The organism is Bacillus sp. JJ1122 (genome assembly GCF_036964885.1).
In the GTDB taxonomy this organism is placed as follows: Bacteria; Bacillota; Bacilli; order Bacillales; family Cytobacillaceae; genus Mesobacillus.
This window is the reverse complement of the sequence record NZ_JBALQL010000035.1, coordinates 61876-88100: the sequence shown is the minus strand read 5'-3', so window position 1 is coordinate 88100 and position 26225 is coordinate 61876. Positions and strand designations below refer to the sequence as shown.

General features: G+C 44.1%; 21 protein-coding genes. 4 read left to right on the top strand and 17 right to left on the bottom strand.

The window, feature by feature from the left end:
* Positions 1-251: 251 nt before the first annotated feature.
* A complete protein-coding gene (addA, locus tag V7201_RS19100) occupies positions 252-4031 on the bottom strand; it encodes a helicase-exonuclease AddAB subunit AddA (protein ID WP_335378396.1) in 3780 nt (1259 codons plus the stop codon).
* Between the two features lies 1 nt (position 4032).
* Positions 4033-7608: a helicase-exonuclease AddAB subunit AddB gene (gene addB, locus V7201_RS19095; protein ID WP_335378348.1), complete on the bottom strand. Its 3576-nt coding sequence runs from the start codon at positions 7606-7608 to the stop codon at positions 4033-4035.
* 259 nt (positions 7609-7867) lie between these two features.
* On the opposite strand from addB, the gene V7201_RS19090 reads away from it, so the two are divergent.
* A complete protein-coding gene (locus V7201_RS19090) occupies positions 7868-9028 on the top strand; it encodes an MFS transporter (RefSeq protein WP_335378347.1) in 1161 nt (386 codons plus the stop codon).
* Between the two features lie 141 nt (positions 9029-9169).
* Here V7201_RS19090 and V7201_RS19085 read toward each other — a convergent pair whose 3' ends face one another.
* Complete coding sequence (locus V7201_RS19085) at positions 9170-10702, bottom strand: class I adenylate-forming enzyme family protein (protein ID WP_335378346.1); 1533 nt, start codon at positions 10700-10702, stop codon at positions 9170-9172.
* A 169-nt stretch (positions 10703-10871) separates the two neighbouring features.
* Positions 10872-11198: a hydrolase gene (locus V7201_RS19080; protein WP_335378345.1), complete on the bottom strand. Its 327-nt coding sequence runs from the start codon at positions 11196-11198 to the stop codon at positions 10872-10874.
* A 273-nt stretch (positions 11199-11471) separates the two neighbouring features.
* Between V7201_RS19080 and V7201_RS19075 the strand changes: the two genes are divergently transcribed.
* A complete protein-coding gene (locus V7201_RS19075; protein WP_335378344.1) occupies positions 11472-11615 on the top strand; it encodes a hypothetical protein in 144 nt (47 codons plus the stop codon).
* Between the two features lie 106 nt (positions 11616-11721).
* Here the strand turns inward: V7201_RS19075 and fabG are convergent, their stop codons facing one another.
* The 9 genes from fabG to V7201_RS19030 all read right to left on the bottom strand — a co-directional run bounded on the left by fabG (position 11722) and on the right by V7201_RS19030 (position 19680).
* A complete protein-coding gene (fabG, locus tag V7201_RS19070; protein ID WP_335378343.1) occupies positions 11722-12462 on the bottom strand; it encodes a 3-oxoacyl-ACP reductase FabG in 741 nt (246 codons plus the stop codon).
* A 12-nt stretch (positions 12463-12474) separates the two neighbouring features.
* Entirely contained in the window at positions 12475-13386 is a 912-nt protein-coding gene (gene phaZ, locus V7201_RS19065; RefSeq protein ID WP_335378342.1) for an intracellular short-chain-length polyhydroxyalkanoate depolymerase, read from the bottom strand.
* Between the two features lie 2 nt (positions 13387-13388).
* Complete coding sequence (locus tag V7201_RS19060; RefSeq protein WP_335378341.1) at positions 13389-14402, bottom strand: 3-oxoacyl-ACP synthase; 1014 nt, start codon at positions 14400-14402, stop codon at positions 13389-13391.
* A 423-nt stretch (positions 14403-14825) separates the two neighbouring features.
* Positions 14826-15008, bottom strand: a complete 183-nt coding sequence (locus tag V7201_RS19055; RefSeq protein WP_335378340.1) for a hypothetical protein — start codon at positions 15006-15008, stop codon at positions 14826-14828.
* Positions 15005-16015 carry a branched-chain amino acid ABC transporter permease gene (locus V7201_RS19050; RefSeq protein WP_438825083.1) on the bottom strand — a complete coding sequence of 337 codons (1011 nt, stop codon included), beginning with the start codon at positions 16013-16015 and terminating at the stop codon, positions 15005-15007. Before V7201_RS19050 ends, V7201_RS19055 begins: the two co-directional genes overlap by 4 nt.
* Positions 16016-16022: 7 nt before the next feature.
* A complete protein-coding gene (locus V7201_RS19045; protein ID WP_335378339.1) occupies positions 16023-16883 on the bottom strand; it encodes a branched-chain amino acid ABC transporter permease in 861 nt (286 codons plus the stop codon).
* Positions 16884-16900: 17 nt separating this feature from the next.
* Positions 16901-17608: an ABC transporter ATP-binding protein gene (locus tag V7201_RS19040; RefSeq protein ID WP_335378338.1), complete on the bottom strand. Its 708-nt coding sequence runs from the start codon at positions 17606-17608 to the stop codon at positions 16901-16903.
* Positions 17586-18359: an ABC transporter ATP-binding protein gene (locus V7201_RS19035; protein WP_335378337.1), complete on the bottom strand. Its 774-nt coding sequence runs from the start codon at positions 18357-18359 to the stop codon at positions 17586-17588. Before V7201_RS19035 ends, V7201_RS19040 begins: the two co-directional genes overlap by 23 nt.
* Positions 18360-18432: 73 nt before the next feature.
* The gene (locus V7201_RS19030; RefSeq protein WP_335378336.1) at positions 18433-19680 is read right to left on the bottom strand and encodes a substrate-binding domain-containing protein; all 1248 of its coding nucleotides are present in this window, start codon (positions 19678-19680) and stop codon (positions 18433-18435) included.
* 165 nt (positions 19681-19845) lie between these two features.
* Between V7201_RS19030 and V7201_RS19025 the strand changes: the two genes are divergently transcribed.
* A complete protein-coding gene (locus V7201_RS19025; protein WP_335378335.1) occupies positions 19846-20541 on the top strand; it encodes a DNA alkylation repair protein in 696 nt (231 codons plus the stop codon).
* Positions 20542-20613: 72 nt separating this feature from the next.
* Positions 20614-20931: a hypothetical protein gene (locus V7201_RS19020; protein WP_335378334.1), complete on the top strand. Its 318-nt coding sequence runs from the start codon at positions 20614-20616 to the stop codon at positions 20929-20931.
* A 7-nt stretch (positions 20932-20938) separates the two neighbouring features.
* On the opposite strand, the gene V7201_RS19015 is transcribed toward V7201_RS19020, so the two are convergent.
* From V7201_RS19015 to V7201_RS19000, 4 genes are all read right to left on the bottom strand, one after another.
* The gene (locus V7201_RS19015) at positions 20939-21337 is read right to left on the bottom strand and encodes a VOC family protein (protein ID WP_335378333.1); all 399 of its coding nucleotides are present in this window, start codon (positions 21335-21337) and stop codon (positions 20939-20941) included.
* A 15-nt stretch (positions 21338-21352) separates the two neighbouring features.
* Positions 21353-24595: a BTAD domain-containing putative transcriptional regulator gene (locus V7201_RS19010; protein ID WP_335378332.1), complete on the bottom strand. Its 3243-nt coding sequence runs from the start codon at positions 24593-24595 to the stop codon at positions 21353-21355.
* Between the two features lie 118 nt (positions 24596-24713).
* Entirely contained in the window at positions 24714-25268 is a 555-nt protein-coding gene (lepB, locus tag V7201_RS19005) for a signal peptidase I (RefSeq protein WP_335378331.1), read from the bottom strand.
* A gap of 232 nt (positions 25269-25500) precedes the next feature.
* Positions 25501-26118, bottom strand: coding sequence for a TVP38/TMEM64 family protein (locus tag V7201_RS19000; protein WP_335378394.1), 618 nt, complete (start codon positions 26116-26118; stop codon positions 25501-25503).
* Positions 26119-26225 lie beyond the last annotated feature (107 nt).

Here is a 26225-nt window from a genome sequence, read left to right as displayed (position 1 = left end):
CTGCGGGGTCTCACCTGACCAGCTAAGCCCGCAGGACATTGAATAGCTTCCTCGAATCCGCCCACGCACGATGGAAATACGTTAGCATTTTCGCAGGAGTCTACGCGCCTGGAACGAAGGTCAACAGGGTATTAAAAATCAACATTCAGCTTTAACAAAGCATAATCTAAAAAACCGGTCTGGATTATTGTACGCATCCGACCGGTTTTTACTATTTTTTACGGAGCAACGCCGTAATACATCTATTATTCCTATTCAAGCTCTAAAAGATGGCCGCCATCGAAGAAATATAAATATTTCTCATTTACTGGCTGTTTCCATACTTGTTCGATCGCTTTCGCATATAAGCTGATTTGAATGCGATATCGTTCTTCTAAGATAGATTTTGCCTGGTCGAAGCCGCCTTTGTAGCGGTCATGGATGCCGTCTGTCTTGAAGTCGAGCAGCACCGTTCCTTTATCATCCTGGAAAATGCAATCGACGACCCCCTGGATAAAAATCGGCTCATTTTCCCCTTGCCAGTCAGGGTACACTTCATTTGCTGGCAGTGCGAGATAAAACGGCACTTCTCTGCTTACTTTCTGAGCATTCAATAGCCGCCTGCCAATTTCCGTTTCGAAAAAGGCAAGAATCCATTTTTTCTCGATAGCCTCTCTTTGTTCTGGGAAAAGAAGCTCACTCTCTACCATTTTTTCCAGCTGCAAATCGAGTGTAAGGTCGTTAACAGGTTTTGTAAGGTCGATATGCTGCATGACCATATGCATCGCAGTACCGCGTTCTGCAGGTGTTAATTTCTTTTCCTGCATGAATCTTGGCCTGTTCAGGATTGGCTTAGTAAAACGGCGGATCATTTGGGTGCCGCTTTCTTCATCCCTTGTTTCATGATTTCGTTTGAGTTCTGTTACGGATTGCTTCGAACGGTGTGTGGCTGCTTCCTTGTAGTGATAGTTCCAAGAAAGTTGATTGCGTACCTCTTCTGATAAAGCAGAATCGATCTTTACCGGCTTCCCTTCTGCTACAAGGTCCATCAAGCTTTCATGCTCTTCAGTCTTTTCATCAGCATAGGTTGCCACTTCCTCAGCGGTTATCGTTTCGATTTTCCAGCGTGATGGATGGCCGCTGATTTCATCTCCAGCCATTGTACTTGTTTCGCTGCCTCTTAATGAATCACAATCCCTATGACGGATGAGCGCTGGGCCGATCCAGTCAATATAGCCTGACGCTGACGCTCTTAGATATTCATTTAGGAGCCATTCAGGATGGCTTGCTTCATCCTGCCATTTGCTGATTGTATTTTCAGCATCCTTTACAGAACCGATTAAATAAAGCTTTTCCTTTGCCCGGGTCAAAGCAACGTAAAGCACCCTCATTTCTTCAGCGAGCATTTCCATCTTGTGCTTACGCCTAAATGCAAGCTGAGGGAGCGAAGGGTAAGAAATACGTTTTTCAGGATTTATATATTTAGCTGCAAAGCCAAATTCCTTATCAAGCATGTAAAATTTCTTCAAGTCCATCGTATTGAAATTCCGCGCCAGACCTGCAACGAATACAACGGGGAATTCCAGACCTTTACTGCTGTGGATTGTCATGATCCGGACAACGTCCTCCTGCTCTCCAAGCGCCCTGGCTGCACCAAGGTCATCACCACGTTCACGCATCCGTTCAATGAAGCGCAAAAAGCGGAACAACCCCCGGAAGGTTGTTGCCTCATATTGCCTTGCCCTGTCGTAAAGCGCACGCAGGTTTGCCTGGCGCTGCTTCCCGCCTGGCATTCCTCCGGCAAAATCAAAAAATCTGGTTTCTCTGTAAAGCTGCCAGATTAAATCGGAAACAGATCCTTGCCGCGCTGCTGTTCTCCAGTTCTTTAAGCGATTAAAGAAAATCCGTGTCTTCTCATGCAAACTCTCATGTTCAGCTGCTGGTTTCTTTTGGCAAAAAGTTGTCAACGCCTCATAGAAAGTGCCTCGCTTCTGGCTGATCCTGATGACTGCCAGCTCCTCTTCATTCAAGCCTACAACCGGAGACCTGAGTACAGCGGCAAGCGGTATATCCTGATATGGATTGTCAATCACTTTTAACAGTGAAAGCATAATTGCCACTTCTGTCGCCTGGAAATAACCAGTCGATAAATTGGCGTATATCGGAATACCTTGCTGCTTAAACTCCTCCATGATTTGCGGAGCCCATGTCATTGAGCGGAGCAAGATGACAATGTCCCGGTAATTCACAGGCTTAGAAGTCTTCGTCTTGGGATTATAAACGCCCCTGCGTTCCTCAACCATCTCTTTTATATGCTTCGCCATGAGTCTCGCTTCCAGCTGAGATTGTTCGAGGTCATCCGCATCAAATTCCGTTGAAGCTGCTTCATTTTCTTCTGCTGCTTCGCTTTCAGCTGAACCGGCATCACCTTTATCAATCAGCAGAAGTTCAACTGGAAATGACTCATCCTCAGGGTATGGAGCTCCCTTTTTGAGTTCTGCATTTTCATCGTAATGAATCTCGCCCACCTTGATGCCCATGATCTGCTTGAAAAGATAATTGGTGCCGTCCAGGACTTCAGCACGGCTCCTAAAGTTTTTGGCCAGGTCAATTTTCAAACCAGTTTGCTTTCCATCTTCAGTGAATCTGTTGTATTTACCTAAAAACAGGTTCGGCTCAGCAAGGCGGAAGCGGTAAATTGACTGCTTCACATCACCTACCATGAACATGTTTCCTGACTCTTCACCATCTGATGTCACTAACTGGAGGATCGCTTCCTGTACCATATTGGTATCCTGATACTCATCTACGAGCACTTCCTTGAATTTTCTGCGATATGCAAGGGCTGCTTCTGACGGAACAGCCCCAATGATTGGCTCTGTGCTCTCTGTGTCAGGCTGTGCAGTTAGGATATCCAATGTATAGTGCTCAAGATCGGAAAAATCGACAAGTCCGCGTTCCTGCTTCACTTCGCCAAAACGGCGCGAAAATTCTTTTACGAGATCAATCAGGACAGCGATCAATGGTTTCATTTCATGCATATCCTTCTGGAAGCTCTCAGGCTTCCTTGCAAATAATTCGCTTTTCATATCCTGAACGATTTTCTTCGCCCTGTCCCTAAGCTTTCCAGCCTTGTCCACCAGCTGTTTATCAAAATCATCACCCTTGCATGTCTTAGCCCGATCAAATTTAGCCAGCTGCATCGCATCATAAAGCTCAGACCATGAAAGGTCTTTCGCCTTCAATAACGTATCAACCACATGCAGATCATCTGTAAAATTAACAGCTCTCGGTGCAGGGCCCCCTGGCATTCTTGCAATCTCCAATCCTTGTTCAAGGAGCTGCTTTGCTCCCTGAAGCTGAAGCTCGATATCGTTCTTGAGAACCTTCATAAATGGCAGTTCCTCTATTGACGAGCTGCCTGCAGCATCATACATCGAAACGATCGAATCGAGATACACATCGGGTGAGGGATTGGACCTGGAAAAATCAAACAGGTCAGCAATTATATCCTTCAATCCTTCGTCACTACGGTCATTGGTGAATGCATCAACAAGGTTGAAAAACGGCTGGTTGCCTGCCTTTCCGTATTCTTCTTCGAATAAATCCTCTATTACTTCGTCTCGTAATAGCTGCCCCTCGGTCTCATCCGCAATTCTGAAGCCAGGGTCAACATCAATCAGATAATAATACTTTCTAATTACATCAAGGCAAAAGGAATGTAGTGTTGAAATGGAAGCCCGATTCAGCAGGCTGAGCTGCGTTTTTAAATGGCTCGAACTTGGATTGGCGTCAATCGCTTTCTCCAAAGCCTCGCCAATTCTGTGGCGCATTTCAGCGGCTGAAGCATTGGTGAACGTAACAACGAGCAGCTCGTCCACATCAATCGGATTGTTGTCGGTTGTAATTTTTTTGATGATCCTCTCAACTAAAACAGCTGTTTTTCCAGATCCAGCCGCAGCTGCAACCAGGATATCCTGTCCAGATGCCATAATCGCCTTCCACTGATCTTCCGTCCAGGTTGCCCCTTCCGGTACTGGCGGTATATTCATATTAACCAAGATCCTCTTCCTCCTCCCCGATTGATGCAAGAATATCTTGTTTCTTTATATCTTCTAATCTTTCGGTATTTAATGTAAGGCCATCATTCACCTTTAGACTTTCATCCTGTCGCAATGCTTCAAGCAAATCTTCCTTTTTGATAACTGGAAGTTTCCTGAACTCATTGGATTCCACTGCCTGGTCGAACTGGCAAACAGGCTTGAATGAACAGAATGTACACGGTGCGCGGTCTTTGAGCTTATATGGAGAAACATCAACAATCCCGCTGACGATTCCGTTTCCTGTTTCAACATACTTATTACGTACAAACTGCCTCAAATGATCAAAGTCTTCTTTGCTCGCAACCTTCGAGCTTTTAAGAAGGCTTCCATCCTTTTTAAAACCAGCCGAAATGATTTGGGAGCTTCCTGTATCAATGCTTTTATCCATCAGCCTGATGACATTTTCATCGTTAAGAAGCAGCCCATTCATTTTAAAACGCTTTAGAATCTCTTCCTCAATTTCATCAAGAGTCAGCATTTTAGAGGCATTGACAATAGGATTATGGACATGGAAATACAGGACTCCTGCCGGGTCTGCCGGCCTTCCCACCAATAATGGCGAGTGGGTGATGATGATGTCCAGATAGGTAAGCATTTGCAATGCCACTCCATAATAAACCTCGGTCAAATTGACATCTTTCACGCTCGATTTATAGTCGACAACCCTTAGATATACACCATGGTCATCCTCAGCTTTGTCGACACGGTCGATACGGCCCATCAGTTCCATCCTTGTGCCATTCTTCAGTGAAAACGCAAGCGGAGGCAGCTTTCCCTGACGGCCAAAGCCAAGTTCCAGCCCAACAGGAGAGAACCCGCTGACTTTTGCATGCTCACTTAACACGAGTGAAGCGCGGCTAATGATATTTTGCAGCTTTTGCTTGATATAATGGTGCCTGTTCGAGCTCAGAAGAATCTCGTTCTGTAATTTCGGCGCAAGCTTCTGAACCGCATCCCTTGCGAGTGCTTCAGCCTGTACTCTTGTAAGACTTGCCCAGCTGAGGTTTTGCTCCATGACCGTTTCGGCAATTTCCTTCAATGCTGCATGGAACAAGTCTCCGATATCCGGTGCCTCGAGCCTGAAAATCTGTCTGTCGCGAAGCTTCAGTCCATGCTGGACATAGTGCGAGAATGGACAGCTATTGAAAAGCTCCATCCTTGATACGCTCGCTTCAATTTGCTCTCCATACAGCTCCTTGGTGACATCTTCGGAAAGCTGCTTCGTCCTGTTTTCATAAAAGAGACTGTAGAGAACCTTACGGGCAGTATCCGCCCAGCGACGGTCGTTCATATAATAATCGTATACATCCCACCAAAAATCGTAGACAGGGTAATTCCGCTTTTTAAGCTGCAGCTGGGAAGTCAGGTAAGATAATGCCACATTTTCTCCTGCTGCGTATTCAAGCTGTTCCTTCTCCGGCAATTCCGAAGGGTCAGGCATAAAGTAGTGATTTTGATGCTCTGGGAAAAGGTCTGAGATCCTCTTGATTATAGAGGATGGCATCAAAGCTTTTCCTTCTTCATTGGCAATTGGATAGCTGATATAAAGAAGCTCTGAGGGCGTCACAAATGCCTTATAGGCAGTGAAGTTCTCATCGAGCAATTTCGTCCGGCTTCCCGGAGCAAGCTTAACTCCCTTTGAATGCAGAAGATCACGGTCATCATCGCCGAATATTCCATCTTCGGACATCTTAGCAGGAAGAACGCCTTCGTTAACACCAATGACAAACGCTACCTTGATATCAGCAAGCCTCGTTTTTTCAATGTCAGCGACAAGAACCTGATCAATAGCAGGAGGAATCAATGAAAACTTCAGCGATTCGAAACCAGCATCAAGGATTGTGACGAACTGCTTAGGGGCAACCATGCTGTCACCGAGCATTTCCACAAACTGATCGAGCAGGTCAATAACAGCATTCCACGCTTGTTCATGCTCCCTTGCTTCGACAAGCCTTCCTTCCTGTTCAGAAGCCATCCTCCAGAGTTCAAGCTTAGCTGGAATATCAAGCTCCTCCATGAACAAATACACCGCTTCAGACAGTTTCCGTCCGGTGTCAGCTTTCTTCAGTCTCCGTGCCATCCTCATCAGCGGCGCTGTTATTAGCAGCCTAAGGTCATTCAGCTCCTGTTCAGTCTTCTTTTCAGCATCAGTCTGTACAGCACCGTCATATTCAAGGCCTCTGATCCGCCTGTATTTCCATCGATCCTTTTTCGTCCATTTTTCACCCTGTATTCCATACGCAAGAACATAGTTCTCAAGCACGTCCATCTGCTCGCGCATTTTATGAATGTCTGCTCCAGACGGAAATAACAGGTCCGTTTTAACCGCCCTGAAAATTGGTTCATAACGCCAGTTCCCTAAAACAGTTTCCAGGCTTGAACGAACAAGCTCAACCAGCGGATGGTTCAGCATATTTCTTTTCTGGTCGATAAAGTAAGGAAGTCCATAGTCATCAAAAATGGTTTCGAGCACTTCCCGATATTCGTTTCCTCTCATAAGTACAGCGATATCCCGGTATCGATAGCCTTTTTCTCTGGCAAGTCCGCGAATTTTCCGGGCTACACCTTCCATTTCTGCCCTTCTGTTGGCTGCCTGGGCAATATGGATCGCGGCCTCGCCATTAAACCTTGTGGCTGGCCTGGAATCGAATTCCTTCTCAAGATGCTTTAAAGACTCTTCATGCCATCGCATCTGTTCTGTCAAAACAACTTCTTCTTCCAGGTCATAGCCTTTTGTCTTGATTATTTCATGCAGATTTTGGCATGTTTCACCAGTAGCCCTGAACAAATGCAGCTCATCTGGCTGTTCATCTTTATAATTCTCATCAACTGGCAGGGTGACGGTTACCCTTTTACACGTACCAATTAATTGATCAATAATCATCAGCTCAAGCGGAGTGAAGCTGTAAAAGCCATCAATATATACTTCTGCTTTTTTTAAATACTCAGATGCAGGCACTTTTTCGGCCAGGAGCTTGAAGTAATCCTCTGAATCGATATACTTTCCAAACAGTTCATCTTCAAATTGCCTGTAAACAAGCTCCAGGTCATGGATTTTATCACCAAGCGCCTTATTGCCATCAGGATGATCTGCCATTTTTTCGGTCAGCTCTTCCGGCTTGATTGCATAACGCTTAAACTCAATCAGCATTTGTTCCATTTGCTGTACAAAACCACTTTTGTCAGCTGCTTTTTGAAAGATCTTCAGATCGTCTTTTTTATCTTCTATAATTTTGCGGATCATCATGCTGATCCCGACACTATCCAAATGCTGGCGTGTAAAACCGCCTGTTTCCTGAAGAACCCTCCAGGCAAGACGAGGAAAGCTGTACACCTGCGCCCTGATCATTCCCCCGAGCTCTGGATCGGTGGATAATCGATATTCTGACAAGAACGACATTTGCTCAGGAACAAGATAGATGACCGGGTCACCCTGCGGATCAGCAATAAGCCTGTCCTTAATTTCCTGAATGATCAGCTCGGTTTTCCCGCTCCCTGAGCGCCCTAATACCAAACGTACAGACATCTAACTTCCCCTTTCTCCCTATTAAAATAAAAGTCTCTTATGTTGATGATAGCATAGAAGTTTTCTTTATATAAAAATTGAAAAAGGCGCTTTATTTCATGCGCCTTTGGATGTATTCCTGCTGCCAAACAATTGTTCTGTATATAATTTAATTATACCTTTTTTCCCCCTTGTTTTGGAAGCAAAGAGTCCGTTAATTTTTCCCAAAACAACCTGCAATCCGATGGGCAAAAGCATAAAGTATTGTTGGCAGGTGATCATGATGAAATCCATTACCTTTTTTCAAAAAGTGTCAATCCTTCTTACGATAAGTGCAATTATGGTTGCGAGCAATATTTATACGTTAATCCCCATCTATTCCATTCTGGCGGACAATCTTGCCATTGATGAATCCCACGTCGTCTTAGCTGGCGGGCTGTTTACCTTCTTCTATGCATGCGGCCTTCTTTCCTTTGGACCGGTTTCTGACTTTACTGGCCGCAGGAAAATCCTTGTATATGGCCTGTTGGCATCTGCGCTGACAACTCTTGCTGTCGGCTTTTCCACCGGCTCGTTTAGTCTCTGGGTTACCCGGTCGCTGCAGGGGTTGACTCTTGCAACCTTTGCTTCGGTTGCATTCGCTTATACCTACGATTTATTTACCTTCAGGCAAAGGACAATTCTTGTTGTTTTGATCAATACAGGCTTTTTAATCGCCGGCATCTTCGGTCAGGTCGCCAGCGCTTTTCTTGCAAGTCTGTATTCCTGGAACAGTGTTTATCTATTTTTCTCTGGAGTCTATTTTTTCCTGTTTGTGATTGGTTTCTTTTTGCTAAAAGAATCTCCAAGACCTGAAGTGGAAAGCAGGCCGCTATGGAGCGTTTTTTTTAGCTTATTATCCGATTCGCGCTTAATGAAATGCTATATCATTACGTTTTCGCTTCTATTTTCAATCATTGCATTTTACGATTCAATCGGCAGGTCCTTTGCCGGCCCGCCTTCTGACCTATTGATGATCCGACTGGTTGGATTGATTGGTGCTTCCTTATCGCTTTTTACCGGGAAAATGATGGATCGATGGGGAGAATTACGGACATTGATTGTCGGCCTGGCAATTGGTGCCTCCAGTTCGTTCATGCTGCTGTTCCTTCATTCCACGCTTCACTTAGTCGTTTTTTCCATTTTTTTCGTGTCCTCCATCTCACTTGTGATTCCGACAGCCATAACCTTGATTGGCTTTTATGGCAGCAGACAGCGGGCCAAAGCACTTTCGCTCTATTCCTTCATCCTATTGAGCGGTGCAAGCCTCGCACCGCCAGTAGCAGCTCTGTTATCATTTAAAGGAGTCATGCTGCTGTTATCATCATTGTTTTTATTTAATATCATCCTGTGCTTTTTCATAAAAGAAGAAAAGGCATTTCAATCAGCTGATGCCAATTGAAATGCCTTTTAAGATCTTTTTAACTGCCGACCTATTTGTTTACCGAAATGCTGCTTGGTTGGATATTCCGAATTCTACGGATATATTCCGAAATTCACCCCATATATTCCGGAAATTCCAAGTATATTCCGAAATCAGTTTTTAGATGACAGGTTTCTGCTTTTCAGCCAAGGTATTACTTTTCAGCAGTTTCTTATCGATTTTGCCGACATGCGTTTTTGGCATTTGAGCAATGAAATAGATATGCTTTGGGACTTTGTAGCTACCGAGCTTTTGTCTGCAATACTCTTTGACCTCTGCCTCTGCAAGGTCGCTTTTCTCCTCACGTACAATAAAAGCTGTAACAACCTCACCCCATTTATCATCGGGCATCCCAATTATAGCTGCCTCCTGAATCGATGGATGTGAACATAGCCAGTGCTCGATTTCAAGCGGAAAAACATTTTCTCCGCCGGTAATGATCATTTCTTTTTTCCGGCCGACAATATAGAAATAGCCGTCCTCATCCTTTTTAGCCAGGTCACCAGTATATAACCAGCCATCTCTTAATGTGTCTTCTGTTGCTTCTTTATTATTCCAGTAGTAGGAAAAAGCGTGATTCCCTTTTATCGCCAGTTCCCCGACCTCGCCGGGAATTGTTTCAAAGCCTTCTTCGTTTATGATTCTGATTTCATGAAAGAGCATCGGCTTGCCAACAGACCCTCGTTTTACTTCAGCCTCTGCTGGATCAATAAAGAAGTTATTTGGCCCTGCTTCTGTCAGGCCGTAGCCTTCCTTGAACGCCATCCCCTTCCGCTTGAAAGTCTCGTAGATATCTAGCGGACAAGGCGCCCCCCCTGACAAAAATACTTTCATATCTTTGAACTCAGCTTTGTAAAAGAGTTCAGATTTCACGAGCATATGATACATCGTCGGCACAAACAGGACGATTGTACACTTAAATTTTATTAAATTTTCGATTGCTTGTTCCGGGACAAATTCCCTCGCAATAATCATTTGCCCACCAGCCATCAGTATAGGAATCGAAAGCGCGTTAAGTCCGCCTGTATGGAACAACGGCAAATAAGTCACCGTCTTGTCTTCATTCGTCAGGTTCCAGCTGGTAATCGTGGAAATCCCATTCCAAATGATCGCACGGTGTGATAGGACTGCCCCTTTCGGTTTTCCGGTCGTTCCGCCGGTATAAATCATCGCCAGCGGGTCTTCCTCGTCCACTCCGATGTTCTGAAACTTAGATTTGTTCAGACGGCCAGCGTATTGGTCAATCAACAACTCATACTGTATTCCATCTATCAGAAGGCTGCGCTCCTCATGCTGCCATATCATCGTAACCTCATTGGTAAAGTTGGAATGGAACGCAAGAAGCTGCGGATCCGAATCCTTAATGATATAAGTAAGTTCATCGACGGACAATCTCCAGTTAAGCGGCACGAAAATAGCGCCGATCTTGCCACAGGCAAACAGCAAATCAAAGTAACTGATTCCGTTTGGCGCGAGCAGCGCAACCCTGTCTCCCTTTTGGACACCTTTTTCCTGCAGCGACATGGCAATAGCTTTTGCCCGATCATTGACCTCCCTAAAGGTCCAGGCACGATCCGATTCAGCCTCACCAATTGCTTGAGCCGCCGGTGTCATTCTCGCTCTCGTTTCCAGCCAATCGAGCTCCCACCTCACCGCAATCTCCCTCTCTCGTTCATGATAAACTCATTTTAGAAAAGAAGAGTTACAGGTTAGTTACAAACGGACAGAGAGTGATTGAATGAATGGAATTGGTGAAGGTGTTTTTAATTGGATTAAACTTTATAAGTAAAGCCACAGCACGGGGCTGTGGCTTCTAATTTCATTATCTATTCAGCTGCTGTTCATCCAATATGCCCATATTTCTAACATGGTTCTTCGCCTCAGCATCACCAAGCTTGTAAACCATTGCATAAATTTCCTTCATTGTCATATCATATTCCGCATTTTCACGATCAGGGTCTCTGAAAGGAACATGAGCATTCCCGAAAGTTTCCCAATCCGCCTTGTAGTTCTCAACCAGGAACTCACGAAAATCTTTGATTTCCTCCCCAGTGGCAATAAGGGTAAAATGGCCCTCGGGCTCAGCAGGCTGATCCAATACCTCGCCGCTTTCTATGTTAAAGTAGTAAGTTTGTTTTTGTTCCTCCATGTATAGAGCACCTCATTCTTTTTTAATATCATTTACCACTTTTGATAGAAAGTTAATCTTATAAAATTTATCCATAAGAAGTTTTTGGATTTGAACATTTTTTTGTAATTCAGAAACAGCTGTTTTAATTACTTGAATTTCAGTTTGTAATTGTGTCATTTTGTAAAAGATTCAAGATTGGTGGGAAAAATTATTGATATTATGGGAATTTAATATCATTGTACCCTTTAAAACACTTATTTTAGTTGTGAGGATACAATTTTTCTAGGTAAAATGACTTTTTCAAGCGTTGAGGCACTGTTATTAACGGTTGAGGCACTTTTATTAACGGTCGCAGCACTTTTATCAACGGTTGATGCAGTTTTATCTACGGTTGTATTGATTTTTTCACCGATTGAGCAGATGTACCTCCTTTAAAATGAGTTGGAACGATTGTATTCTCACCTTTTAATACCAGTGGAACCTAATTCATCCCTCCTCACCCCAAATAAAAAAAAGCGCCACGAGTGCGCTTTTTCACCATCTACATCATAATCCCGCCATCTACATGAAGGGTTGTTCCGTTTACATAATTGGATTCCTCTGAAGCAAGGAATAGATAAGCGTTCGCGATGTCTTCAGGCAAACCCAGTCTTCCTAACGGAACCATCATTTTCATTTGATCCAGCACTTTTTCCGGAACTTTGGCGGTCATACCGGTTTCGATAAAACCTGGGGCTACTGCATTTACGTTTATTCCCTTGCGACCGAGTTCCTTTGCCCATGTTTTGGTCATCCCGACTACACCGGCTTTAGTTGCAGCATAGTTGGTCTGCCCGACATTGCCATATACTCCGGAAACTGAAGATGTATTAATGATCTTGCCTGAGCCTTGCTGGACCAATGCAGGGACTACTGCCTGGGCACAATTGAATACTCCAGTCAGGTTTACGTCGACGACCTTCTGGAAGTCTTCAACCGCCAGCTTGTGCAGCATGCCATCTCTTGTAATGCCAGCATTATTGACCAGAATATCAATTTTTCTAAACTGGCCAAGAACCTTTTGAACCATGGCATCCACACTGCTTCTGTCCGCAACGTTCACCTGAAAAAATGCGACCTCGTATCCTTCGTCAGACAGCTCAGCTGCGCGCTGTGTTCCTGTTGCCTCATCAAAGTCTGCTAGTGCCACTTTTGCTCCTTCTTTTGCAAAGGTCTTCGCCGCTGCCAGGCCAATCCCATTTGCAGCTCCTGTAATGATCGCAACCTTATCTTTCAATCTCATAAGCTCACCTTCCTATTCTGCTAAAAATTCTTCAATATACTGTTGAAGCTGCGCTAAATCATCCACCAGGGGAGAATGTCCGCAATCCTTTAATTCCACAAATTTGGCACGGCCTTCAAAATCCTCGACAATCTCTTCTGTCATCCGCTGTGTGACGACCAAATCACGGTCACCCCGCAGCACAAGGACAGGTATCTGGATATCCTTCACCTGATTAGTACCTTCCGTTAGCCCGTTATTTACGGCACTAATGTTAAAAGTATTGAGAGAATGATAGATTTCCGCTAGATTGCGCTGTGTCAGCATATCGTCAACATACTCTTCATAATGCTCTTCATCCGGCTGGCGATTCGTGTAGATCAGCATATTCCACATCGCCTTTAAAAACTCTCTATTCTGCTGGTCATATGCAGTTTGGACAGCGACTGTCTTGCCAACGTCGGCTTTTACATCTTCAAAAAATGCTATCCGATTATTAACATCCGGCAGGCCTTCCGGGCTTGTGCCAAAGAAAGGATAGCCTCGAGTTGAAGCAGATGCAAGCAAGATAAGCTTCTCACAATAACCAGGATAATCGGCAGCAAATTGCATCCCAACAGCCCCGCCAGTGGACCATCCTATGATTGAAAAATCCTTCAAGCCAAGCTCATCGACAAACAATTTTACATCATCCGAAAAATCCTTGATCGACATATTTGGTTTGTTGTAGCTTGATTCACCAAAACCTCTCATGTCGAGTGCGTAAATTTTATAAGCAGGATCCATCTTATTAATCAGCAAATCCCAGTGCTTTGATGAAGTCATGTTTCCGTGAATCAACAGAACGTTTTTCACGCCGCCTTCCCGTTCCCGGTAGGCGATTGTCTCTCCGTTTGGCAAATCCACCTTTTTCATTTCGACTGCCTGAGCATCCGTTTTTTCCATTGCTAATCACCCTTTCCCCATCGTATGGTTGTTGCTCCCCATGCATAGCCAATTCCGGCACTGACAAGGACTGCAATATCGCCGTCCCTCAGCTTTCCTGAACTTTCGGCTAACTCCAGCGACAGAATCTGATCAATCTGGCCGATATGGCCATACTCTTCCAGATAAATAGATTTCGAGTCTTCTAAGCCAAGCTCGCGCAAAACATAGTCGTGGGCTGACCTTTTCATATGAAGCATCCCTACATAAGCAATTTCTCCTTCAGAGAAACCGCTCTTTTCAACCGATCCCCTTATTACCTTCAGGAAGTTAACCATCGACTTTTGCTCCAAGCGCTCTTTCATCCCTTGAGGATCCAATACATCAAGCTGGTACAACCCACGTTCAAGATTTTCAGCAGAAATCGGGTTTTTCGTTCCGCCTGCCACGACGACCACATCTTCCGAAAAAGAACCATCTGTAATCATTTCCGTTTCAAGCAGGAGGTTCTCTCCGTGGCCTTTTTTTAATAAAATAGCCCCTCCTCCGGCGCCAAGGTTATACATGAACCGTGTCCTTGGATTCTCATAATCTATGAAGTCGCCGTTTCGGTAGCCGCCAGCGAGCAGCACGGTATTGATTTCGGGATCCGAGAGCATCATCCCTTTAGCCAATTTCAAGGCCATCACTGTCGTCCCGCACCTTAAAGCTGTATCAAAGGCCCAGGCGTTTTTGGCGCCGATTTCTTCCTGAAGCTTGATGCCTGCTGTCCATAAAGGATACTCCTTGTATTCCTCGCCAATATAGATGACCAGGTCTATGTCTAATGGGTCAATGGCTGCTTTCTCCATTGCAATTCTCGCTGCCTTGATTCCCATTTCACAAGTATGGTCCTCCGGTCCCGGAACAGACTTTTTCTTGATTCCCATTTTCTCTTCCACAACTGCTTCTGGAATTCCTGCCAATTTTGCAATTTCCGCACCTGATATATATGTTTCGGGAAGATAGATCCCCGTACTTACGATACCTATTTGCACTGCTCTTCCCCCCGTGAAAATAGTGGACACTGTCTAAGATGGAGTGTCTTTGCTAGCTTGAAATATTGAGTGTGAAAAATAGTAATCTTAAACATGTCAGTCTCTTTTTCAGAAACTTGTATTCTTTTAACCGTTATAAAGCCCCTTGCTGCCGTTATCTTTTCTTGAAGAGTCTTAAGAGCCCCTTTAATGACTACCCGCAGCAAGTTTTCCTCTCGCGAATGGTCTTTAGAACCTTTATTATGGCCATTCGCTTCCGTTTCCTTCTCTTGAATGGTCTTTAGAACCTCTATTATGACCATTCGCTTCCGTTATCTTCTCTTGAATGGTCTTTAGAACCTCTATTATGACTACTCAATTCCTTTATATTCTCTTGAATGGTCTTAATAACCTATTCCCTTCAGCACTCTCTATCCAGCGAATCTATCCTTCTCCAACAATCTCTTTAATAAACTCCATTGCCGATTCCATTGAATCAAACAATGCTTCTTTTTCTTCTTGGACATGAGTGACTTTCACTCTCCAGCATTTTTTGCCGCTTTCCATTTCGATGTCCGCCAGCTGGAAACGGAGCACGAATGATGTGACCTGCTTCATCTCCATCATGAGTCGCCCTGGCTTACAGCTTCTGATTTAACTGGGACAGCCGCCTTCTTTTTCCTGCTGAACTTCAGCTTTTGCAAGGAACCGACGATGCCCATCGGGAAGAACATGACTGCGAGAATATAAATGATGCCAAAGAAAATAATCCATCTTTCAAAAATCCAGTGTACCTTCGCAAGCTCAGTCAGCCAGTGATGCGAGAACTCAATGATGCCTGCACCGATAATCGCGCCAACCAGCGTTCCGACTCCGCCAATGATTGTCATCAGCAATGCGTCAAGCGTGATATCCATCGTAAATACACTGGTATTTACAAATCTGAGTGACACCGCATATAAAATCCCAGCGATTCCAGCTAATACACCAGAAACGACACTAGCAATGATTTTATACTGCAGAACACTGTAGCCAAGCGATTCAGTGCGCTGCTCATTCTCTCTGATTGCCTGCAATACCCTTCCGAGAGGCGAATTAGTAAATCTTTTGAGGAGGATAAAAACAATCACCATCGAGGCAAGGCAAATCAGATAAAAATCAGTACGGTCTTTTAAGAAGTCCGGTACCCTGAAGGTGAACCCATCATTGCCGTAAGTGACAGTCCGCCATTTTTCAGCGAGCACCAGGAACAAGCCTGCAAACGCCATTGTCAGCATTGCATAGAAGTGGCTCTTAAGTCTTAATGTCAGCAGGCCGACAAAATAACTTACCAGGGCGGTCAACAAAATCGTCACAAGAACAGCAAGCAGAAAATAGCTTGTTTCTGGCTCGAATCGTTTCATGAATACACCGACCGTGTAAGCGCCGATACCGAAAAACATCGCATGGCCAAACGAGACAATTCCTGTATAACCGAGCAGGATATCATAGCTCATCGCCAGGACGGCAAAGATGAACACCTGGGAAAGCAGGATCAGCATGCTTCGCGAATCATAGACAAAAGGAAGGACTGCTAAAAACACTGCGATGATCAGATAAATAATATTCATACGTTTAGAAAGCACTTTTGTCATCCTACGCTCACCCCTTCGCCCCGAACAAGCCCTGTGGCCTGAAAATTAGCACTACTGCCATCAGCAGCATATTTGCAGCAAGAGCAAGATCCGGCACATAATACGCCATGAAGGAACCAGACAAGCCAACTAAAATAGCTGCCATAACCGATCCAGAGAAGCTGCCCATTCCGCCGATGACCACCACGATGAACGCGAGGATGGCAAACTCCATGCCCATATCAGCATGAATGACGCCGGAATATGGTCCTAGAAGCATTCCGCCAAGTGCCGCCATGCCTGCCCCGATCATGAATACGAACATGAATACCCTTTGGATGTTGATTCCAAGCGATTGGACCATTTCCTTGTTCATGACACCAGCGCGTACTACCAAACCGATTTTTGTCTTTTTAAGCAGGAATTGCACTGCCAGGAATACCGCAAACCCTACTGCTATGATAAATGCACGATATTTGATGATAATGACATTGCCAACCTCCCAGCTTCCTGAAAGATAATCAGGTGTGGCAGCAGAAATCTGGTTTGGCCCCCATACTACTTTTAACATTTCAGATAATACCAGCATCAAGCCGAGCGTGATTAAAATCTGCTGTACATGATTTCCATAAACAGGTTTAATGATCCAGCGTTCCGTAATGATCCCAAGAATCATTCCTGTTAAAATGGCGCCGAGGATGCCGATGAGAAAGCTTCCCGTCGAGGTGTAGATCCAGATGCCGCTGTATGCTCCCCAGGCAAACAGTCCGCCATGGGCAAAATTCAGCACATCCATCAAGCCGAAAATCAAGGTCAGGCCAGCAGCCAGCAGGAAGATCAGCATCCCTGTCGCAAGGCCATTAAGACTTAAACTAATTAGGACATCCACTATTTCTTCCTCCCTTCCTAAGCAATCCCGAGATATTTCCTTCTCATTTCTTCATCTTCACGCAGGATTTTCATTGGCCCATTTGAAACAGTCCGGCCATCATCGACAATGTAAAAGCTGTCGCCAATTGTACTGGCCATCATGAAGTTTTGCTCTACCAGAATGATCGTTGTCTTTTCCTTCATTTGCTGAATGGATTCCATCACCTTTTCAACGACAATCGGCGCAAGCCCTTTGCTTGGTTCATCAATCAAGAGCAGCTCATTATCGTTGACATAAGCACGTGCGATGGAGAGCATTTGCTTCTGCCCGCCGCTCAAGAGACCGCCTGGCTTTTTCCAAAATCGTTTTAGATCTGGAAACAGATCAAGAATATAATCAAGCCTTTGGCGGGTTACATCATTTTCCTTTTTGACAGCCACTTTCATATTCTCTTCAACCGTTAATTCAGCAAAGATTCCCTGATCCTCGGGAACATAGCCGATGCCTTTATTGGCAATCGTATACGTTGGCAAGCCCTTGATTTCTTCACCTTTGTATTGAATCAAGCCTTTTGATGCCTGGTTCAAGCCCATGATCGTCCTTAAAGTAGTCGTTTTTCCGGCACCGTTCCTTCCCAGCAGAACCGTTACTTCACCCATTGGCACTTCAAAGGAAACGCCTTGAAGGATATGGTACTGGCCGATATATGTTTCAACCTGGTCAAGTTTTAGCAGCGTGCTCACTATGCAAACCTCCTAAATAGGCAGACTGGACTGTTTCATTTTTCATGATTTCCTCAGGAGTCCCATCGGCAAGCAGAGTCCCATTGAATAACACCATAATGGAATCTGAAAGGTCCATGATCATATCCATTTTGTGTTCAATCAAGATAATGGTGCGGTCGCCTCTTTGTTTAATTTTGCGGATGACTTCCAGAATGGCCGGTACTTCTTCGAGCGACATGCCTGCAGTCGGTTCATCAAGGAGCAGTACTTCCGTATTCAAAGCAAGAAGCATCGCGATTTCCAGCTTCCTTTTTTCACCGTGGGCAAGGTTCCTTGCCAGGGCATCCTTTTTGTCTTCAAGTAAAACCAGCTTCAGCCACTCTGCTGCTTCCTCTTCAAATTTATTGAACGCTTTGAAATGCCTGAACATCTGATAGCGGACTCCGGCATGTGACTGGACCGCCAGGCGGACATTTTCCATCACTGTCAAATTAGGGAATACATTGGTGATCTGGAAGGACCGCCCGATTCCCGCTCTCGTCCTTTTCGTTGGAGAAAGCTTCGTGATTTCGCTGCCTTTATACATGATCTGTCCTTTTGTTGGCATAAGCTGCCCGCTCAGCAAGTTAAAGAAAGTAGTCTTGCCCGCCCCGTTCGGACCAATGATGGACTTGAAATGATTTTGCGGGACCGAGATGCTGACAGAGTCGACGGCCGTATGCCCTCCAAACGTGATACTCAAGTCTTTTGTTTCTAAAATTGCAGCCACTTTATTCACCACCCTTATAAAATAAAAGCATAATGAACTCCGGTGAAATGTCCCGAAGTTCATTATGAGTGTTTTAGTTGCGGACTGGAGGAGCCGTTTCTTCCGGTGAAAGTTCACGAATCAGGACAGGTACTGGATAGTCCACTCCATCCTTCTTTTCAAGCTTGATAGCGTATAGGGCTTGAAGTGCCTGATGGTCTTCTGCACGGAATGTCATCTTGCCTTTTGGAGATTCAAAGCTCATGCCTTCCATTGTTTTGATCAATTTCTTGGAATCTGTGTCACCCTCTGTTTTCTTAAGAGCTTCGACAATCGCGATCGCCGCACTCATACCACCTGGAGTGAATAAATCAGGAAGCTCGCCGTTGAAGCGCTTTTTATGCTCATCAACAAGCCATTTGTTTATGTCATTTTGAGGAAGGTCGTGGTAGTAAACCGTGAAGCCTTCCATGCCTACTAGCGGCTGCATTGTTGCAAGGGCTGCGATATCAGGAGCACCTGTTGAAATCTTGATGCCTTTTTCCTGTACCTTCATGTCAGCAATCTGGTTCCAAGGAGAGTTAGCTCCAGCCCAAACGACAAATAGGTAATCAGGCTTCTGGTCAATGATTTTTTGAATATTAGAAGTAAAATCTGTAGCTGCAGGATCGGCATATTCTTCATGAACGATTTCCGCACCCAATTTTTCCGCTGCTTCCTTAAATGCTGCGACTCCATCACGTCCAAATGAGTAATCAGGAGCCAGCGTTGCGATTTTTACGCCTTTTTTTGCAATTGCCGCAGCACCTGCTACTGCATCCTGCGAAGAATTCCGTGCAGTACGGAAAATGTATTCATTGAATTCAGAGCCAGTGATGCTGTCTGCAACGGCAGGCTCGACAACCATGATTTTTTCATATTCTTCAGCCAGGGGAAGCACGGCCAATGTGTCACCCGAACTAGAAGATCCGACAAGGAAATCCACTTCATCTTCTTCAAGAAGCTTTGTCGCTTTTTGGACTGCTACTTCTGGTTTTGTTTCAGTATCTTCCACAATAAATTCGATTTTGCGGCCAGCAACTTCGTTCGTGCCATTTGTCGCATATTCAAGCCCAAGCTCGAAACCGCGAAGAGTTTGTTTTCCGTATGCCTCCAGGCCACCTGTCTGAGAGGCAAGAACACCAATTTTGATTGGTTCAGTATTCTTTGGTTCCTCTTTTTTACCCTTTTCACCTGAACCGGCTGTTTTCTCTGTCCCCGATGATCCAGAGCAGGCACTCGCGAACAGCAGAACTAAAATCAGCATAAAAGATAAAGCAAAATTCCGTTTTGAAGCTTTCATTTCCTTTCCCCCTTTAAAATGGTTAACTAAAAGCTCACCAAGCTTTGACTTCATCTTAAAAAAAGGAAGTTACAAATGAGTTACATCCCTAAAAACATCATCCTCTTAACCTTAGAAGGCGGATGAAATATAATAAGGACATAATTAATAAGCGGAGGTATTTTCGTGGTGGCGACTGAATATGCAGAAAAACTGAGACTTGTCTTGCAAGAGCATAGAAATGAAGAGGAGGCTGTAAGGCTGAGCAAATATATGCGAAACCAGTTTGTATTCTTCGGTTTGCGCGCTCCTCTTTCAAGAGGTTTAGTTAAAGAATACATCGGAAAGAACGGTCTCCCTGACCAAGATGAATTAGTGGAGACAATCAAAGCTTTATGGTCGTTTGAGGAAAGAGAAATGCAGATGGCCGGACTTTACATCATGGATAAAATGATTAAAAACATACGGACAAGCGATCTTGGTATGATTGAATTCATGATTACCACAAAATCCTGGTGGGATACTGTAGACCATATTGCCAAACACCATGCAGGGAAGTATTTTTACATGTATCCTGAGAAGCTTGGAACAATTGATACCTGGCTTGAGTCAGGAAATGTCTGGTTAATCCGTTCGGCTATATTATTTCAACTGGGATATAAGGAGAAAACAAATGAGGATTTGCTTTCTTCTATCATTGAAAGATCATTGGGGTCAAAGGAGTTTTTCATTAATAAAGCAATTGGCTGGGCATTAAGAGAATACGGTAAAAGCAATCCTGATTATACGATAAATTTTGTTAACAATCATACCCTGGCTCCGCTCTCAAAAAGAGAAGCATTAAAACTATTGCAGATATCACTGGCAGAAAATATAGAATAATAAAGTATCCCCTCCCATGAAAATGGCAATAACTGTACTTAGTTGCCAATAGCCTAGGAGGGGATTTATTTTATGAAGGGGATCTATTTTATAAATGAACAGATTCATATAAATGATTTTTCACGTGAAGAAAGTATCGAAATCCAGAAGCAGGCCTTGCTGAATTACATTGAAGCAGCCCGTATGGAGCCAGTTAAATTAAATCCATATCAGCTATACACCCATTACACCATCCCGCACGCACTTCTTTATGATTTAAGACTTCATAAAAGACAGTTGGATTGTCTGCTGATGTATTCAAGGAACTCAATTGACGATTTTGCAGAGACTTATCCTGCACGATGGCTGATCATCAAAAGCTATTTTAATCGAATATTGACAGTTGTCTAAACAAAGATTAGTTCCCGTCTGTACCTCCAAAAGCGATGCAATATCCATCCAGATCTGTGAGGGCAAACTCCTTCCATGGGCCATTGTTTTCATCCACCCATGGATCAATGACAATCTTTGCTCCTTTAGCTTTGAACTCGCTGTGAAGATCATCCAACGCCTGCCAATTCTCTGCATAGCAATACAGGTCAACACCATGTTCCATTCCTGCTGAGGGAGGATTTGGCTTGACATCTTTTGGATCCCGGGCCTCGAGCAGCTTTATTGCAAGTCCCGTAAAGCCATCTCTCAGCACCCACCAATCTGTCACTTCACAGCCTAACACCTCGGAATAGTAGTTCTTTGCTCTTTCAATATCTGAAACTACCAACACTTTTAATGAACTATGAATTTGTCCTTTATCCAATATCGTCATTCCTTTTTAAACATTATTGCCCTGAATAATCATGTCATACATATGCCTGGTGGGCTCAAGCGGCGTTACGCCTAATTCCTGCTCAAGGACCTCACCGCATTTCTTGTACCATTTGATTGCCTGAGGACGATTGTTTTTACGGTAATAGCAAAACATCAATAGTCGATACGCTTCCTCCCATGTCCGGTCTTTATGAAGGATTTTCTGGCACCAGTGAATCGCAGAATCATAGTTTTCCATTCTTACATTCAGCTGCGCCAGTTTCTCTGCACTTCGCAAAAAGTATACGAGAAGTCGTTCACGTTCATTGATGCACCAGTCCTCGTACCTTCTTTCCGGCAAGAAGTCTCCGTTATACAAAAACAATGCTCTTTCAAGATCTTCTATTGATTTTTCTACATTTATTTCCTCTAATCCTGCCTCTGCCCATTCTTCAAATAATTGTGCATCCAAATCGAGTACCGCCTGAGGATTAATACCATATCCGGTTCCTTCCCTAATGATAAAGAATGGGGCAGACCTTGCTTTGCGGGCAGGCTCCAGTACATTATTCAAAGCATTTAAGGCAACTTTGAAATCTCTGTCTGCATTCTTTTCAAGATGTTCCGGCCATAGAATCTGGAAGATGTCTTCCTTCATAAGAAATTGTCCGCGCTTCGTCAAGAATAACTGAAACAATTCTTTTGCTTTGCCTCTTTGCCAATCTCTGTCCTCCACTTCCCGGTCTCCGAGCCAAACCCTGAATTGGCCCAGCGCCTGAACCTTCAATGAATAGCCTGGATGCGCGCTTAAACGGGGCAGGTTCATATCCTCCAGCAGCTTTTCTGCATACGACGGCATAAGTGACTGTTTCACAGCATCGATCAGCATTGGAGCAAAAACTTGCAGGTCCCTCGGACCAAAAGTTGTCCTTTTTTTGATGAAAAATTCATAACCACCTGATTTCATCAATTTTAAAAATTTCGTGAAGGCAGCCTTGAATCCATCCTCCTCTTTTAACGAATAGAAGTAAAAAGATTTCCAAAACGACAAAAGCATTTTCCCAAATTCATCCCCGCATTGGCCAAAAAGTTCCTCTGCTTTCTGCAGGTCCTCCCTTGCCTCCGGGAACTTGTTATTAAGAATCGCTGCTATCGCCATACAAAGCGTAATCAACGAAGACAGCCAGGTGTCTTTCACCTGTTCGGTTTCAAGCAGCGCCTTCCTGCCCGCATCAGCCGCACGTTCATATTCCCGCCTGCTGCCATAGAGAATGCACAGACCCATTAAAGGTTCTGCTTTTCCCCTCTCCATGTTTAACCGCCCCATAATCTCAAGCGCCGTTTCATAACACTTTTCTCCGAGCTGCAAATCATATTGATCAATCAACTGGACAGCATGGCCCATCCTGATCCATCCGCAGGCTTCCACAAAGGGAGCCTGGACTTTGATACCATGCTGTATCCCTGATTGAGATAATGCTTTTGCCTGGAGCCCATTGCCTGTAAATGCCTCGATCAAAGCCAATAGCAGGTCTGTCTCCCTATGTGATTGTGGCAGAAGCTGCTTATCAACTGAGTGATGAACTTCCTTCACTGACGCCAAAAGTCTTCGCATATCCTCAAAACGGCCTGTTCTCAAATAAAGTCTTGCTTCAAGATTGCCATCCTCAATCGGGACCCCAATTGCTCTTGCACGCTCAATCCATCTTTCAGCTTTCAATGCCTGACCAGAATTAATCAGATTTTCTGCAAGCATCCGGTAAAGCCTGCCAGTTTCCTCTGCTGATCCTTCTGGCAATGCCTTTTCACGAAGTTCAATTGCTTGCGCGAGGATACGTTCTGCTTTTAAAGGCTGAATCGTATCAAGATAAATTTTGGCCTTCCCTTCAAGCGACTTGCTTTTCCATTCCATATCACCAATTTTGTCAGCCGTCTCGATAGCCAGGTCATAGCTTGTTTCAGCTTGCTTATATAGGGACCGATAGCGATATACTTCCCCTTCCAAAAACAGCAGGGTGCAGTAACGCATTTTTTCCTGCTGAGGAATTTTTGAAAGACGCTCATTCAAGTTTTTGAGCTTTCCCCTTTCCAGTAGCTGCATGCCCTGCTCATCCATGATGGCAGCGGCTGCATCATATTGCCCGATTTTTTCACAGCAAAATAATGCCTCCTCCCACTGCCCATTTTTTTCAAAATAGCGGGCGCTGTTCAGCATCAGACTCCGATAATTTTCTGGCTGGCTGAGCATGAGCCTGTCCTCCAAAAACTCCCGAAACAAGGCATGATAACGGAATTGATTGTCTCCGACCTGATGGATGAACAAATTTTTCGCGGTCAGCTGCTGAAGCATCTGTAATGAGCCATTCATTCCAAGAACGCTATCGCATACATCTGGACTGATTTCTTCAAAGATGCAGGTTTGCTCCAGAAATTGCTGGATCATCGGCGGCTGTTTCGAGAACACCTCATGCACAAGGTATTGGAATAAATCCTCCAGCGATTTTGAAGGCTCTGTAAAGAGTTGATTCAGACTTTGCAAATGTGGGATTTGCTGCGCGATCATTCCTACAGCAATTACCCATCCTTCCGTTATGTTATAAAGATGTTCAATTTGATCATCCGTAATTTCAAGCTCATAATATTCGGATAATAATAATTCGATTTCGTCTTTGCCAAATACCAAATCTTTTTTTGAAAGCTCATTCAGTTCATTTTTCACCTTCATTTTAGCGAGGATTTTCCATCCCGGCTTTGTTCTTGTGGAGAGGACCAGGTGTAAATGTCCTGGGATGTGCTCCAGCAGCTTTTCAATCCAAATATTGATATGATAGGAATGCTCAATTGCATGAAAGTCATCGAGAATGACCGTGATTGGTTCTTCTATTTGCAGGATTTCATTGATGAAGATTGAGCAAAGCATGCTTAGTTCTTCTTCTCTTATGTATCGATCCATATTTTTTATGTAAGAAGACAGTTCATTGCCAAAGGCAGGAAAGACTGTTTGAATGGAGGCAGTCAGGTAAGAAAGGAATGGAAGAATATCATCATCCGATGAGGAGATCGTATACCAGCAGCAGGTCTGGTTTTCATCCTTGACAAACATTGCTAATGCAGTGCTTTTTCCATAGCCGGCACCAGCCTGGATGATCGTCAGTGGTTTTTCAGTAATCGCTTTCATTTTTTTCGAAAATTTCGCACGACGAATCCATTGCTCCTGAAGTGTAGGAACAATGAGCTTTGTTTTGATTAATGGCAATGTCCCCTGCATATAATCTCCGCCTTGTTTTCTTAAAATTAATACTATTCTAACATATAGGAAATAAAAAAAGACTCGAAATCTGCCGAGTCCTTCCATTTTATTTCTTCTAAAAGTCGAAAAGCTTTTATTAAAATGTTACGGCCATCTCTTCCAGCGGCCAGTACCGCAAATTAACCTTCCCTACAACCTGATCTACAGAAATGAATCCAAATTGTCTGCTGTCCCAGCTGCCTAGCCTGTTATCACCAAGGACAAAAAGCTTTCCTTCCGGCACTCTTTTCACGCCTGTCAAGTCTTCCAGCGTAAAGTCCCCCGTCAGATAGCCGCCTAGTGATTCTTCCCTGTACTGCTTCAAGAAGGGTTCGTATACCTTCTTTCCATCGACATACAGCCGATCCTCCCGGTATTCAATTTTCTCTCCCGGTAGACCAATGACTCGCTTTACAAAGTCTTCTTTTTCATTTGCATGAAAGACAATGACGTCAAAACGTTCAAGTTCATCAACATCATCGCCGAATTTATTTACCACAACTTTATTGCCTTCCTCCAGGGTCGGAAGCATTGATTCCCCTTCGACTACATAATTTGAAAAAAAGAAAATCCTGATAAATGCGAAAATGATAATCCCCAAAGCAAAAGCTTTGATCCACTCAATTCCCTCTTTTTTAACGATCTCTTTCATACGCTTCCTCACCACCATCATTTGCTGTTTTTCTTTAACTCCTGATTCCCTGTGCCTATACTATTACTTGGAAAGGAACTTACTTTATTTTTGCTATCAAATAACTTTATATGGACCTTTACGAAAATATTGGGAATCGAGTATTTACAGAAAACGGTTATCTATGTTTATACTCGTTTTAAATTATTCAGTAGATTTCCGTTTCAGGAAATTCTGAAAAAAACTGGTTTGACTATCGAACTTTATCATCTTTTTCCACACTCATATTCATTTTTACTTCAATTCTTTTCCCGATATACCAGAGAATAGCGATGATCACAAGGACAACGGCAGTCCTGAATGGGTTTGTGATTAAAGAGCGGAGGTCATATCCGACAAAACTTATCGTAAAAATCATCACCATCTTGCCAGCGATAACGGCCAGCATATACTGAGCCATGCTTATTTTGGACAGGCCCGCAACAATATTTACGAGAGCAGATGGCGTGAACGGAAAGCATAGCATGAGGAAAATCGGGCCAAACCCATGGCGCTCAATCCAGTTCATCCCCTTTTGAACCTTTGAATGACGCTGTAAAAAGCGCAGTGCCCGACCCTGTCCATAATTCCTAAAAATCAAAAATACAATTAAAGCACCCAGCACCGCGCCAATCCAGGAAAATAGAAAACCGAGCCAAAGGCCAAAAGCATTTGCATTGGCCATGACAAATAAAAACAATGGCAAAAAGGGAAGAAATGCTTCCAGCATCGGGAGCAATATTCCCGGGATAGGTCCAAATGACCGATATTGCCTGAGAAGGTCCATAATATTTTCGATTGTAAACCATTCTTTTAATAATTCAAAATCCATTGAAGTCTCCTTATCCAATAGCTCTGCAGGTAAGAAAAGCGCAAGCGCCTTGGTCAGCCCCGACAGCGCTGGCCGACCGGTGAAGTCGTTCTTTGACTTCACCTGAG